The 13,057-nt window shown below is 54.9% G+C and carries 10 protein-coding genes; 3 read left to right on the top strand and 7 right to left on the bottom strand.

All coding sequences use genetic code 11. The features are described 5' to 3' along the window. Positions 1-177 precede the first annotated feature (177 nt). Positions 178-510: an iron-sulfur cluster insertion protein ErpA gene (erpA, locus tag V6582_RS18140; RefSeq protein ID WP_070150521.1), complete on the top strand. Its 333-nt coding sequence runs from the start codon at positions 178-180 to the stop codon at positions 508-510. Positions 511-697: 187 nt separating this feature from the next. Then, positions 698-1,492: an exodeoxyribonuclease III gene (gene xth / locus V6582_RS18135; RefSeq protein ID WP_156630534.1), complete on the top strand. Its 795-nt coding sequence runs from the start codon at positions 698-700 to the stop codon at positions 1,490-1,492. 123 nt (positions 1,493-1,615) lie between these two features. Here xth and exoR read toward each other — a convergent pair whose 3' ends face one another. The 7 genes from exoR to V6582_RS18100 form a co-directional block, all read right to left on the bottom strand. Then, entirely contained in the window at positions 1,616-2,431 is an 816-nt protein-coding gene (gene exoR, locus V6582_RS18130; protein WP_015916349.1) for an exopolysaccharide production regulator ExoR, read from the bottom strand. Between the two features lie 673 nt (positions 2,432-3,104). Beyond that, the gene (locus V6582_RS18125) at positions 3,105-4,262 is read right to left on the bottom strand and encodes an OmpP1/FadL family transporter (protein WP_156630533.1); all 1,158 of its coding nucleotides are present in this window, start codon (positions 4,260-4,262) and stop codon (positions 3,105-3,107) included. Positions 4,263-4,824: 562 nt separating this feature from the next. Continuing rightward, positions 4,825-7,668 carry a valine--tRNA ligase gene (locus tag V6582_RS18120; protein WP_349508959.1) on the bottom strand — a complete coding sequence of 948 codons (2,844 nt, stop codon included), beginning with the start codon at positions 7,666-7,668 and terminating at the stop codon, positions 4,825-4,827. 213 nt (positions 7,669-7,881) lie between these two features. Continuing rightward, the gene (locus V6582_RS18115) at positions 7,882-8,829 is read right to left on the bottom strand and encodes a PopZ family protein (protein ID WP_156630532.1); all 948 of its coding nucleotides are present in this window, start codon (positions 8,827-8,829) and stop codon (positions 7,882-7,884) included. 304 nt (positions 8,830-9,133) lie between these two features. After that, on the bottom strand, positions 9,134-10,537 hold the full coding sequence (locus V6582_RS18110) for a TolC family outer membrane protein (protein WP_420360156.1): 1,404 nt from the start codon (positions 10,535-10,537) through the stop codon (positions 9,134-9,136). 206 nt (positions 10,538-10,743) lie between these two features. Beyond that, positions 10,744-11,124 (bottom strand): hypothetical protein, encoded by a 381-nt coding sequence (locus tag V6582_RS18105; protein ID WP_156630530.1) that lies wholly within the window; start codon positions 11,122-11,124, stop codon positions 10,744-10,746. A 29-nt stretch (positions 11,125-11,153) separates the two neighbouring features. Further along, positions 11,154-11,807, bottom strand: coding sequence for a protein-L-isoaspartate O-methyltransferase family protein (locus V6582_RS18100; RefSeq protein ID WP_162292193.1), 654 nt, complete (start codon positions 11,805-11,807; stop codon positions 11,154-11,156). Between the two features lie 565 nt (positions 11,808-12,372). Between V6582_RS18100 and V6582_RS18095 the strand changes: the two genes are divergently transcribed. Further along, positions 12,373-12,888 (top strand): hypothetical protein, encoded by a 516-nt coding sequence (locus V6582_RS18095; protein WP_156630529.1) that lies wholly within the window; start codon positions 12,373-12,375, stop codon positions 12,886-12,888. Positions 12,889-13,057: the final 169 nt, after the last annotated feature.

Here is a 13,057-nt window from a genome sequence, read left to right as displayed (position 1 = left end):
CCCATTGACGCTCTCGCCTATGGTTCATACCTATAGGAAAATCCCGTGCAAGGCACCGGTTTCCGTTTTATAATCTCGTTTATTCCTGCCAGTTTTTGCTGCTTTGCCGTGAAGTTGACAGGTAAAAATCGACAACCCCCAGGTTTCTACGGGCCTTGAACCCGTCAGGAGGCAAACATGACCACGCAGACAGTTACAGTTTCGGAAAACGCAGCCAAGCGCATCGCCAAAATCGTCTCCAGCGAACAGGACAAACACGCTCTGCGCGTCTCTGTCGAAGGCGGCGGCTGTTCTGGCTTCTCCTATAAATTCGACCTGGACCAGGGCCCGCAGGATGGCGATCTGGTAATCGAGCGCGACGGCGCCACGCTGCTGATCGATCCGGTATCACTGGTCTACATGGCCGGGTCGGAAATCGATTTTGTCGATAACCTGATGGGTCAATCCTTCCAGATCACCAATCCCAATGCCGTGGCCAGCTGTGGCTGCGGTACCAGCTTTGCGATGTAGAGGCTTTTGTGGGTTCGGCATAATTCTCCGTGGCAAACGGTGGGCTTTCAGATAAAACTCAGGCCTGAACCTTGAGTTCGTCAGGTTCATATTGAACCAGACAAACTCTCGATTATCTTGTTTTCGTTTGTCTTTTCGGGAAAACCGCATTCCACTTTTCCCTGACAAACTCTAGGAAATCCCACCGATGAAAATTGCCACCTGGAACATCAATGGCGTAAAAGCTCGACTTGCCAATCTCTGCCAATGGCTGGAAAGCTCATCGCCAGACATTGTCTGCCTCCAGGAAATCAAATCCGTCGATGAAGGCTTTCCACGCGCCGAGATCGAGGCTTTGGGTTATCATGTGGAAACCCATGGCCAGAAGGGGTTCAACGGCGTCGCGCTTCTGTCGAAAATCAGGCCCGATGAGGTCAATCGTGGCCTGCCCGGCGACCAGGCCGATGAACAGGCGCGGTTTATCGAGGGCGTGTTTTCGGTGGCCGATGGCGTGTTGCGGGTCTGCTCGCTTTACCTGCCTAACGGCAATCCATCCGACGATCCGGTGAAATATCCCTACAAGCTGGCCTGGATGGCGCGGCTGCAACGCTTTGCGGCAGAGCGGCTTGCCCTGGAAGAACCGCTTATTCTCGCAGGCGACTACAATGTCATTCCGCAGCCGCATGATTGCTTCGACCCGGCGGTCTGGGCCACGGATGCTCTGTTCCTGCCACAAACCCGCGCCGCCTTCCATGCGCTGGAAAATCTGGGCCTGACCGATGCCGTCCGCGCCACGACGGATGCAACAAAACTCTACTCATTCTGGGATTATCAGGCTGGCGCCTGGCAGAAGAACAACGGCATTCGTATTGATCACCTTCTGCTCTCGGCAGAAGCCACCGACCGGCTTGTCTCGACCGAGATCGAAAAGCATGTGCGAAGCTGGGAAAAGCCATCCGACCATGTGCCGGTTATCGGACATTTCAATTTCGTCGCAGCATAAAGAGGGTTACTGCATAATTCTTTAAACCGGAAGCGGTTGAAAGAGAAAATTATGCATCAGATATAAAGAGCTACAGTGCGGTGCGCCATATATGGCGCACCGCACTGTAGCGGGCCAGCCCGTTCAGGGTTGTTCCTGCACCTGTGGCACGAGTGCGACGGCAACGCGGCGATCTTTTTCATCGGCAAGCGAGAAGGCGCGCTCCTGGAGATCCTCGATCCATGGGCAATCCTTTGGCGCGCATTTATCCAGAGCCGCCGTCAGGAAGGCGAGGCCACGGGCCGCCTGTCCTTCTTCGAAAATGACATCGCCAAACAGCGCCATGGCGCCGGCATGGCCGTTCTTCCGGGCAAGGTTAAGCCATTTCTTGGCCTGCTGGACATTGCGTTTGCCGCCCTCGCCCGCCAGCAGCATTTTCGCCAGCTCGAACTGGGCTTCCGGGAAACCAAAGGCGGACGCTGCCTGGAAATAAAGCTGACGGGCCTGGACCAGATCGGACTTGACCGGACTGCCGGCAATGCCCTGCTGGTAATAGCTGGCCAGCGAGATCAGCGCATTGACGAAATAGACCGTATCTTCCGAGCCCGGCTCAACGCCCTGGTTGGCAATTTCAGAATAGATCTTGAAGGCTTCATAATCGTTTTTAACAACGCCATCGCCATCGGCATACATATTGGCCAGCGCCCAGCGCGATCCGGTATGACCTTTTTCGGCGGCATAACGATAGGCTTCGACGGCATCCTGCGTCTTGCCGCTCTTTTGAGCGTTGAAACCGAACTTGAACAAATCGAAGGGACCGGACTCCTTGGAGACACCGGCTTTGAAGTCAAAGGCATGGGCACAGCCCGTATAAAACAGGTTGCCGAGCGCCAGTGACAGCAGCAGAAAGGCTGAAGACTGTCCGATTGTCCGCCCCTGATTACCGTAAACCTTAAACATTTCCACGACCAAAGGCCCTTCTACGCACAAGCGAAGGATTTACGACAGCGCCAGAGCCAACAACGTCCGCAACCGGGTACAGATCCAAATCCCATAAAGAACGCAACCAGATTGAAATCCGGTAAATTATTCTTCGCGTCCTCTCGATTTTCCCCAACATAAAGTGCCTTTCGGGCGAGAAAGCGGCCTGAGACCTGAAACTGCGGCCGGTATACTGCTCTACGTCTCTGCTGTGCCGAACAAGCCGGAGCCACCTGAAAAACCGAGGTTTTTCATCCGAACCCATATTCTTTCGACCAAGCAAGCGCAGGGATTGCACACCCGGAACTTCGCACGGAGCTTGTGCTGCGCTCTCTTTGTGGCGGGAAATAGACATTTTAGCACTGAGAGGATTACGACCGAGAGGATATAAAATATGTTGCAAAGAAAGCACAGAATGGACAGCCCGAGCACCGCAAAAACAGCCCTAGGCCGGGCAACGCATCCACCTGTCGAGACCCTCTCCACAGGGCCGTGCGCCATAGCTCTCAAGGGCGACGTCAGGCATAACGCGGGGACGAGGGGTAAGACACGCTGAAAAGCCTGGGTCGGCTTCGTCGTGGCTCCATTAAGGAAATGGCACGGTCGCTCATTCGAGAGCAACCATGCCATTTCATAAAGTCATGAACAGATATCAGAACTTGATCTGGTAGGAGCTACCGAAGGCATAGGCCCAGTCGCCATTTGCGGTCGCATCATAGGATGCACCCTTGGCATAACTTTGGCTCCCGGCGGTGAGATAGCTGACCCCCGCCCCAACACGCAGATCGCCTGGCCCAAGCTTGATCTCGGTTCCCACACCCAACGTCCAGGTGTCGGTCATGATATCGGCGCCATTACCTACACCCTTGTCCCAGGTGATATTGACGGTACCGGAAACGCGATCGTTAAACTTGTGGCCAATGCCCGCCTGGATGGTCCAGCCATCCTTCCAGAAAAAATCGTCCCGCTGGTCGCCGAGGCCGGTAATATTGTAGTTGAGCGTTTGCAAAACGCTCCAGTCCGTCCATTTGACAGAGCCGTAGGCAAGCCAACCGGGCGCGATTCCGCTTTGCAGACTCAGCTTGAGTGATTGTGGCAAGGTGCCATAACCATAGGCAGAAACGGCACCAGTGCCCAGCAGCGCCGACAGGGCACGCGGCGTGAAGTCACCATCGGCCTCTTCCTTGATCTGCGAACGATACATCAACTGGGCACGCATCGCATATTCGGGAATGTCATAGCCCACACCCAGGCGATATCCGACAGACGAATTATCTTTCAGGTGCAGCGTTCCATAATAGGAATCGGCCGTGTAATCGAAATCCTGGAAGAAACCGCCACCCAACACATAGAGCTTGCCAGGACCAACATCGAAACGCACGGCGCACGTGCCGCCATATTCATTGGTGATGAAATGCTTCTTGGTGTAATAGTTGAAATTGCCTGAAGCCGCCCCGGCCAACTGGTCGGCACGGCGTGTATCCGTTCCATAGGTGGAGGATGCGCCGAAGGGCTGGGTATACGTAAAGGCGCAGCCCAACGCATCGGAAATCTGGACCTTGGCGGCAACACTGGGAATCCAGTAACTGTCACTAAAACTACCGTCGGATGATTTCGATCCTCCCACCGTGTCATATTTACGCCCCGGCGAGACGAAGACAGCGCCAGCGCGAGCCTTGACCTTCCCATCCTCGTAAAGAATGTCGGTATCGGCCTCACCTCTGGAAAAGCCGCCTGCCAGTGCCGCTGTGCTGGAAAGCGCCGCCGCGATCAAAGCCAGAACGCCCCGCGTAATTTGTTTTTTTGACATGTCCCCTCCAAACATTGGAATTTTGTTGAATGAAGCCTAACCTATTAAAATTAAATGACAACTTCACGAAATACGATTGCGGCGCACCATATGGATGGAACGTTTTACGTAAGGTCTTATTAACGCCGTAAAATTGACAAATTGAAAGGAACGTTTTGCGTCAAACCGGGATTATCCCCCAATTTACGGAATAATATTTTACATTTCTTCACAACCGTTGCGAAACAGCAACGCGACCTCAATTCATTATTCCTGAGATTTCTATGGTATTTTTTGCAGTGCAAAAACGGCATTCCCGCTGGAACACCAGATCGCAGGAGTAAGCGGTTTTAACATCGAAAAAACCCGAGGGTGTTTCCACCTTCAGGCGCAATCACAACCCAAATGATTTCGGATGGCGCTACAGCGAACCTTTGTGCGTTTTAGATCGCACACGGCCATGCAAAACCTGTCTCGTTCAGATTGAACCAGACAGGTTTTGATTTTTCAGATGATCGTTTGTTTTGCCGGGAAAAGCGGATTTCACTTTTCGCGGAAATGCCCCAAGACAAACTCCAGGGGGTCAACCGGCCTCGTTGACCCGTTGCAGAGCCACAGCCAGCACGCCGCGCTGCTCTTCCAGTTCGGCAAGCCGTTGACGCTCAGCGGCGACGACTTCCGGATCGGCATTGGCGACAAACTTCTCGTTGCCAAGCTTCTTGCGGCCCTTCTCGATATCCTGATCGACCTTGCCGATCGATTTTTCCAGACGGGCTCGCTCAGCACCAAGATCGATCAGGCTGCCGAGCGGCAGGCAGGCCGTCGCCTCGCCAACGATGACCTGGGCAGAACCCTTCGGCGCCTCCGGGGCATGGCTGATGTCACCCACCCGCGCCAAACGCTTGATGGCGGCTTCGTGATGCTCCAGCCTGGAGCGGGTAACGCCATTGGCGCCAACGACGGTGAGCGGTGCAACGGCAGAAGGCGGCACATTCATTTCCGCCCGGGCCGAGCGAATGCCGCTGACCAGATCCACCAACCAGTTGATATCGGCAGCCGCCTGCTCATCGCTGAAGGTCAGAACCGGCCAATCGGCATGGCACAGCAGTGTTTCGCGCTCGACACCCTCACCTGCGGTATGGGCCCACAGCTCTTCCGTCATGAACGGCATGAAGGGGTGCAGCAGCTTGTAGGTCTGCTCCAGCACATAGGCAGCACAAGCCTGGGCTTCAGTCTTGGCAACGTCGTCTTCACCGGCAAAGACCGGCTTCAGCAGCTCCAGATACCAGTCGCAGAACTGGTTCCAGACGAAGCGATAAAGCGCGCTGGCCGCATCATTGAACCGGAAATGTGCGATGGCCTCCGTGACCTCGCGTTCAGCCCGCGTCAGTTCCGTCAGAATCCAGCGGTTGATGGCCAGTGTGGCCGCTTCAGGCAGGAAGGATGGATCGGACTTCACGCCGTTCATCTCGGCAAAACGGGTGGCGTTCCACAGCTTGGTGCCGAAGTTACGATAGCCCGCAACCCGCGCCGTATCCAGTTTCACGTCGCGGCCCTGGGCAGCCATGATGGTCAGCGTGAAGCGCAGCGCATCCGCGCCATACTCATCGATCAGCTCCAGCGGGTTGATAACATTGCCCTTGGATTTCGACATTTTCTGACCGTTCTTGTCACGCACAAGGGCGTGGACATAAACGGTTTCAAATGGCTCGACGGGATTGCCCGCTTCATCCTTCATGAAATGCAGGCTCATCATCATCATCCGGGCAACCCAGAAGAAGATGATGTCAAAACCAGTGACGAGCACATTGGTCGGATAGTAGCGCGCCACTTCCGGGGTTTTTTCCGGCCAGCCAAGCGTGGAGAACGGCCAGAGCGCCGAGGAGAACCAGGTATCGAGCACGTCTTCATCGCGGGTGAGGATTTCGCCCGGCTTGAAGTTCTCGATCTTGTCTTCCACGAAAGCCTTCATCGGCCCTTCATGCGACAGATAATGCTGAATGGCGGCGTGAAGCGCTGTTTCCTCGTCCTTTTCGACGAAGACCTGACCATCCGGCCCATACCAGGCCGGGATCTGATGTCCCCACCAGAGCTGGCGTGACACGCACCATGGCTGGATATTCTCCATCCATTCGTAATAGGTCTTGTCCCAGTTCTTCGGCACGAATTTGGTGCGGCCTTCGCGCACGCTGTCGATGGCGGGCTTAGCCAGCGTCTTGGCGTCCACATACCATTGCTCGGTCAGGCGCGGCTCGATCGGCACGCCGCCTCGGTCGCCATGCGGCACTGTGTGTTTATGCGGCTCGATCTTGTCGAGCAGCCCTTCCGCCTCGAAGATCTCGACGATCTTCTTGCGCACGAAGAAGCGGTCCTGGCCTTCCAGCTCGGCCCAGACCATCTGCTGTTCGCGGCTCGGGGTCAGCCCCTCCAGGAAATCGTCATTCTCGACAATGGTCACCGTCGCATCGATATTGAGGATGTTGATCATCCTCAAACCGGCACGCTTGCCGACGTCAAAGTCGTTGAAGTCATGAGCAGGCGTCATTTTTACAGCGCCGGTGCCGGCCGTCGGATCGGGATATTCGTCGCCGACAATAGGAATTCTGCGGCCAACGATCGGCAGGATCACATGCTTGCCAATGATCGACTGATAGCGCTCATCATCGGGATGAACGGCAATGCCGGTATCGCCCAGCATGGTTTCCGGGCGGGTGGTGGCGACCACCAGGTAGTCGCGGGTCTCCCATTCCGTCGCCTTGCCGTCTTCATCGAAGGCAACAGGATGCTGATAGGTAACCCCCTCCTCCAGCGGATAGCGCAGGTGCCAGAGATTGCCATTGACCTCATGCTGTTCGACTTCCAGATCGGATATCGCCGTCAACAGCTTGGGGTCCCAATTGACGAGACGCTTGTCCTTGTAGATCAGGCCCTGCTTGTAGAGGGTGACAAAGACTTCCAGAACTGCCTCGGACAGGCCTTCGTCCATGGTGAAGCGCTCACGCGACCAGTCGCAGGATGCGCCAAGCCGCTTCAGCTGGTTGAAGATCAACCCGCCCAATTCGTCCTTCCACTCCCAGACCTTATCGATAAACGCATCACGGCCCATCTCGCGGCGGCCCGGCAGCTGCTTTTCCATCAATTGCCGCTCGACCACCATCTGCGTGGCAATGCCGGCATGGTCCATGCCCGGCTGCCACAGCACATCCTTGCCGCGCATCCGCTCGAAGCGGATCATGATGTCCTGCAAGGTATTGTTGAGCGCGTGGCCCATATGCAGCGACCCGGTCACATTCGGCGGCGGGATGACGATGGTGAAGCTTTCCGCACCCGGCTTTGCATTGACACCGGCGCGGAATGCCTCCGCCTCATCCCAGGCCTTGGCGATTTTCGGTTCTACGCTTGCGGAATCATAGGTCTTATCGAGCATGTTCTGACCAGACATTAAGGCCCTACCGGTTCACGGGAACGCGGGTGGACGTTGGATTTCATTGTTTTCGTCAATCACGTGGTAAAGCGGACAGGTCGCGCAGTGTCAAGAAAGGAAAGCAAAAAGCCGCCCATTCACAAGGCGGCTTCCGATTGTTCCAGTTCGACGTTTTCATACACACGCTTGCCGAGAGCAGCCTGCGGTACCGCCCTCTTAGCGGCGCGGACCACGTGCAATACGTTCGATTTCTTCGCGCACCAGACGCTCAACCAGGGTCGGCAGATTGTCGTCAAGCCAGTCCTGCAACATCGGCCGCAACATATCCTGGGCGATTTCATCCAGCGACCTGCGCTGCTGGCCATCGACGACAGCTGCCAGCTCCTCAAAGGACTTGGCCACCTGCGCACCGGCCTGCATGGACAAAAGCGCGCCTTGCCGATTATAGGCCCGGTTATCGCCCTGCATATCCGCCTCTTCGGCCTGCTCCTGAGGCGCGACCTCAGCCTGAGCCACAGGTTCCGACTGCAACAGCGCTTCAATATGGCGCTGGCTGGCGCTCATGGCTTCCGGTTCGGCGATTCGCGCCTTTGCCAGAGGCCGGACCTGCCCCAAAGGCCCCGCTTGCTCCGTAGCAATCTCGCGAAAACCACCAATGGTGTCAGACATGTAGGAAGAGACCCCACGACCATCGCGCGATTGCGGCTCTTGCTTGGAGAAAGCGGGAGGAAATTCAGAAGGAAACTCGGCAGCGCCGGGCTCTTCGCGCCGCTCGGACGTGGCACGCACCCGGGCTGCCAGATCGGCAAGCGACACCGGCTTTGCCGTATGCCTTGCGCCATCTGCTATCTGCTGTCCGCCAAGACCAGGCTCACGGCTCAAATGGTCACGGCCCTGATCGCCTGCATCCTCGGAGAAACGGTTTGCAGCAGATGCCGCCAACTGAGCCGGACCGGACTGGTTGGCCGCAACCGGCAGATCCATCGGCACAGCCTCGACGGAAAATGCATTACCGGCAATATCCAGTTCGTCCACTTCACTGTCATAACCATAGGCATCATCGAAAGACCGGGCGGGTGCCGGCTCATTGCTTTCGATAATCCGGCGAATGGAGGCCAGGATCTCTTCCATGGACGGTTCACGCGATACATTCGGCTGGGCCATTACATTCCCCATTTGGCTTCAAACCCCATCGGCTTTTGCCATGTGATTCGCTCGACCTTAGGATACCCCTTTGCTCGAGGAAATCGCCTTCAAAAGCTTAAAGCCCAAAATACACAGCTTTATGGGTTCAATCGAGGATTGTTTCGCCAGCCGGGCCGAATTATCCGCAATGAGAGACCTCATACCAAGGCGAGAAGACGACCACGCATCGTCGGCTTGAAGGTATTGCAAATATCTCAAACTCATCACTCGCTTGAGATATTTGCAAAGGGTATACCAACAGCCATTTTTAATGACCCATGGCTTACTTGCCGTTGGCAGCCCGCAATCCGAACCACTTGTCCTTGACGGCATCGTAATGCTCTTCTGCCTTATATTCCGCCACCTGCAATCCCTGGCTCCTGACCGTCAAAGTGCCAGTTGCCGCCAGCAATGAGTAGCTGGCCACCACTTCATTGCGCTGTGCGTTCACGAGGCTTTCCTGCGCGTCGAGTGCGGTCTGCTGCGAGTTTAAAACGTCAAGGGTGATCTTCTGGCCGACATTGCGTTCCTCGATAACGCCCTGCAAGGCGAGCTTTGCGGCGGTAACCTGCTTGCGGCCCGAGGTGATGGCCGCAGTTGCGGCTTGCATCTGGGCAAAAGCGGTCATGATCTGCTTTCGCACGCTCAATCGGGCGTAATCGACTTTCAGTTCCTGCGCACCAACGGTTTCCTTGGCTTTGCGGATCTGGCCATATTCCGAACCGCCCTGATAGAGCGGAATTTTCACCTGCGCTGTAATCGATGCCGCAGAATAATCGCGGTCGGTCGACTCGCTTGGATTATCCGTATTGTGGCGATCAAGGCTGCCCTGAAGACTGACGCCCGGAAGCAGGCTGCCTTCGGCCGATTTCACCTGATATTGCGCCGAGGTTACCGCATGCAGAGCGGCAAGCACGCTGGGATGCTCCCTGATGCCCAAAGCAACGGCCTTGTCCAGATTGGTCGGCATCGCCTTGGTGGCGCGCACCGGTTGGCGCACATCCTTCGGCATCTCGCCAACCACCTGCATATAGGATGCTTCGCTCTGTCTCAGTTGGGCGATAGCGGAGGCCAGCAGACTGTCGGCACCCGCCAGTTGCGCCTCTGCCTGGCTGACATCGGTTTTGGTGCCTTCGCCCACCTCCAGCCGCGCATTGGCAGCTTTCAGCTGTTCCTGAAGGAAGCTCAGGTTCTGGCGGCGGATACCGACAATCTGCTGGTCCCGCGCCACATCGGCATAGGCCTGGGCTGCACCGAGCAGGATCTGGATCTCATCCGCCTTCATGCTTTCCCGATTGGAAAGCACGCCCGCTTCTGAAGAGCGCACATTGTTGAGCGTCTGGAATCCATCGAAAATCTGCTGGGTTAATGTCAGTTGCACGTCGGATTTATAATAATCCGCCGAATATCTATCCGCTGGTAGAGTGCCGATGGCAGTGCCGTTGAAATTGCCAAAGGAAGACTGCGTGCCGGAGACGGAAAAGCCCAGTTGCGGCCTGTAGCCAGCCTTGGCAATCGTCACGCTCTCATCCGTTGCCCTCAGGGCGGCACGCACCGAGTTCAGATCAGGATTGTTCTTATAAGCCTTTTCCATGGCGCCGAAAATGGTTTCGGCATGCAGCACGGCAGGTTGAAAAAACAGCGGAAGAAATGCTGCGGCATAGGCCACGTTACGAAGGCTCGACAAGGATACATCTCCCAACTTTAATTAAGCCAAGGCCCATTCCATCATGGAGGGGCCGGCCCCGGAGGACCGCCTGAATTTTACCAGCACTCTCATGTGAAGCCGATTCTCTCCAACTTGTCACCAATATTGGAAACGGCTCTCACCCTTCCCCCGCATTGCTGACAAGATGGCAATAAACTCACCATCAAACTGCGACAGCCCTTATTCTAAGGGCCTAGATTGCGTGAAGCTGACCACAAATCATCCTGGGAGAATTCATAGGCTGAGCCCGCAGATTTACAGAGTTTTGACAAGAGCCTGACAGCTTGCATTTCATGCTGCAAAAAAATCACTGATATAAAGAATTGAACGAAAACAACTTTAAAACAAGAAACAGCCACTCGGTCATCCACAACCAAAATAGCCATACATAAAAATTGCAACCATTTTAGGAAAATGGATGCAGAAGCCATGCCTAGAATACAAGGCTTGCAAGAATACCAAGGCTTGAAGGTGGGAGCCACATCCTCGCCTTGAAGGCATTTTGAATATCTCAAATGCGCCAAGGGCTTGAGATATTCAAAAATCCAATACGAACGATCATTCACATGACCGTTCGTAAACCTCGTATCGATGATCAGAATACGAATTCGCGCGCTTTTTCAAAGCCAGGAAGCGGCTTGATCGAAGCATTGAACAGTGAGCTTGTCGAAACCGACCCACCGGCCTTGACGAAGACATGTGCGCGGACGGCGCGGCCGCTACCGACGACGCCAATCAAACGACCACCGTCACGCAATTGATCGAACAGTGCCGGTGGCACTTCCTCGACCGACCCACTCAGGAAAATCAGATCGTAAGGAGCTTCCTTGGCATAGCCAGCCTCCAGCGGACATTGAACGACCGTGACATTCGCGGCACCCAGCTTTTCAAGATTGGACTTGGCAGCGCTGGCCAGTTGCTCATCGCTTTCAACGGCAAAAACCGCCCCGGCCAGACGTCCGAGCAAAGCCGAGACATAACCGGTGCCCGCTCCGATTTCCAAAACCAGTTCACTGCGGCCAATTTCCGCCAGTTGCAAAAGCTTGGCAAGCGGCGACGGATCCATCAGATAGCGACCGGGAGCGACCTGAATATCTTCATCGATATAAGCCAGGGCTTTCAGATTGTCCGGCACAAAGGCTTCCCGCGGTACGGACAGAAAAGCCGAAAGCACGGAATGAGAGGTTACATCCGTCGTTCGAATTTGGCCGTCCACCATTTTCGCCCGCGCTGCTTCAAAATCGATCATATCGTTGCCCATTTTACACCGGTTGCGTTTGCCGCGGGACACCGCCGGCAAACAATCCAAAGCCGCCGCCCCGACATGTTCCGAAGCGGCTCCATATCACCGCTCGCCGCGCCTCCGATGACCGAAAACAACGCCGTAGAACCTGAGAGCTGCCATTGCCAAGGGTGCCATCCCATAGGGATCACACCATTTGCTATAGCGTGTTTAATCGGCGGCAACGCAGCTTTCAAGCCATGTCGGGCAAGAGCCTCTAAAATCTCTTCCTGCAATGGAACAAGACCCGCAAGGCCTATACAGCGCAGTGCGTTTTATAAAACGCACAAAGGTCGCTTTAACACTTTAAATCTGCTGCATAATTTCCTCCTTAAATCGAGCTCGATTCAAGGCATTATGCAGTCGCTTTTCCAACCCGGATCTGAACCGTTCATAGTCTGATAATATTGCATGTGGAAACATGAGACCTGCCGCAATGCAATCCGCATTGAGCACAAATCAACCCAATATTGGTCAATCTACCCCTAGTAATTCAGTGTATTTTTTTGAATTCTAGATTACGAGTCAATTCGTGGGGACTGAATTAAATCAATACCGAGATCAGGCAGCAGGTTCAGCGTATTATGACGGCACGATAACATCAAATTTGATGGAAAGTGCTGCGGATACACACTGCGTGAAATTCACCATATCGAATTTGCTGCGAATTGTGCCTCCCACGCCCATATCACATGAAATTAACGTTGCAGACGGCGCGACCATGATAAAACCAAGAGACATCGTTGGAAGTTCAATCAAGGAATTGGCCTTCTGCTCACAATACATGCATATAACGTTCTCCAATCACTATCGGCTGACAGCATCACTTGCCGCAATCTTGGGTGATGAGCCGAAGGAAAAATATGTCGGTGACATCATCCTGTCCGTCAACGATTGCGGCGAAGGCATGCTCATCCGCTTCCTGCGGCGCTGGCCATTGCTGATCGGCGCTCCTGACGAGGCAACAACAAGCCCCGCCATCATGACGCTGCGCCACGGATCAGAAGCCTTGACCTGGCAATTCGAACACCAGGATGCCGAGATTTAAGACGGAGGTTCATTGAAAATGCCAGTCCGTCTTTTTGCGCATGGATGTTATCGTTCAGTTGAACGAGACATGCGACAGTATAAATCGCTCTATCGAAATAATTTGCGCAAAAATGGAAATAGCACCGGCGGCTCCTGCCCTATGGCTCCATAGCCTGACCTGGTCAGCG

The organism is Agrobacterium vitis (genome assembly GCF_037039395.1).
Lineage (GTDB): Bacteria > Pseudomonadota > Alphaproteobacteria > Rhizobiales > Rhizobiaceae > Allorhizobium > Allorhizobium vitis_E.
Note: the sequence above shows the minus strand (reverse complement) of the source record. Positions and strands in the feature narration are given on the sequence as shown.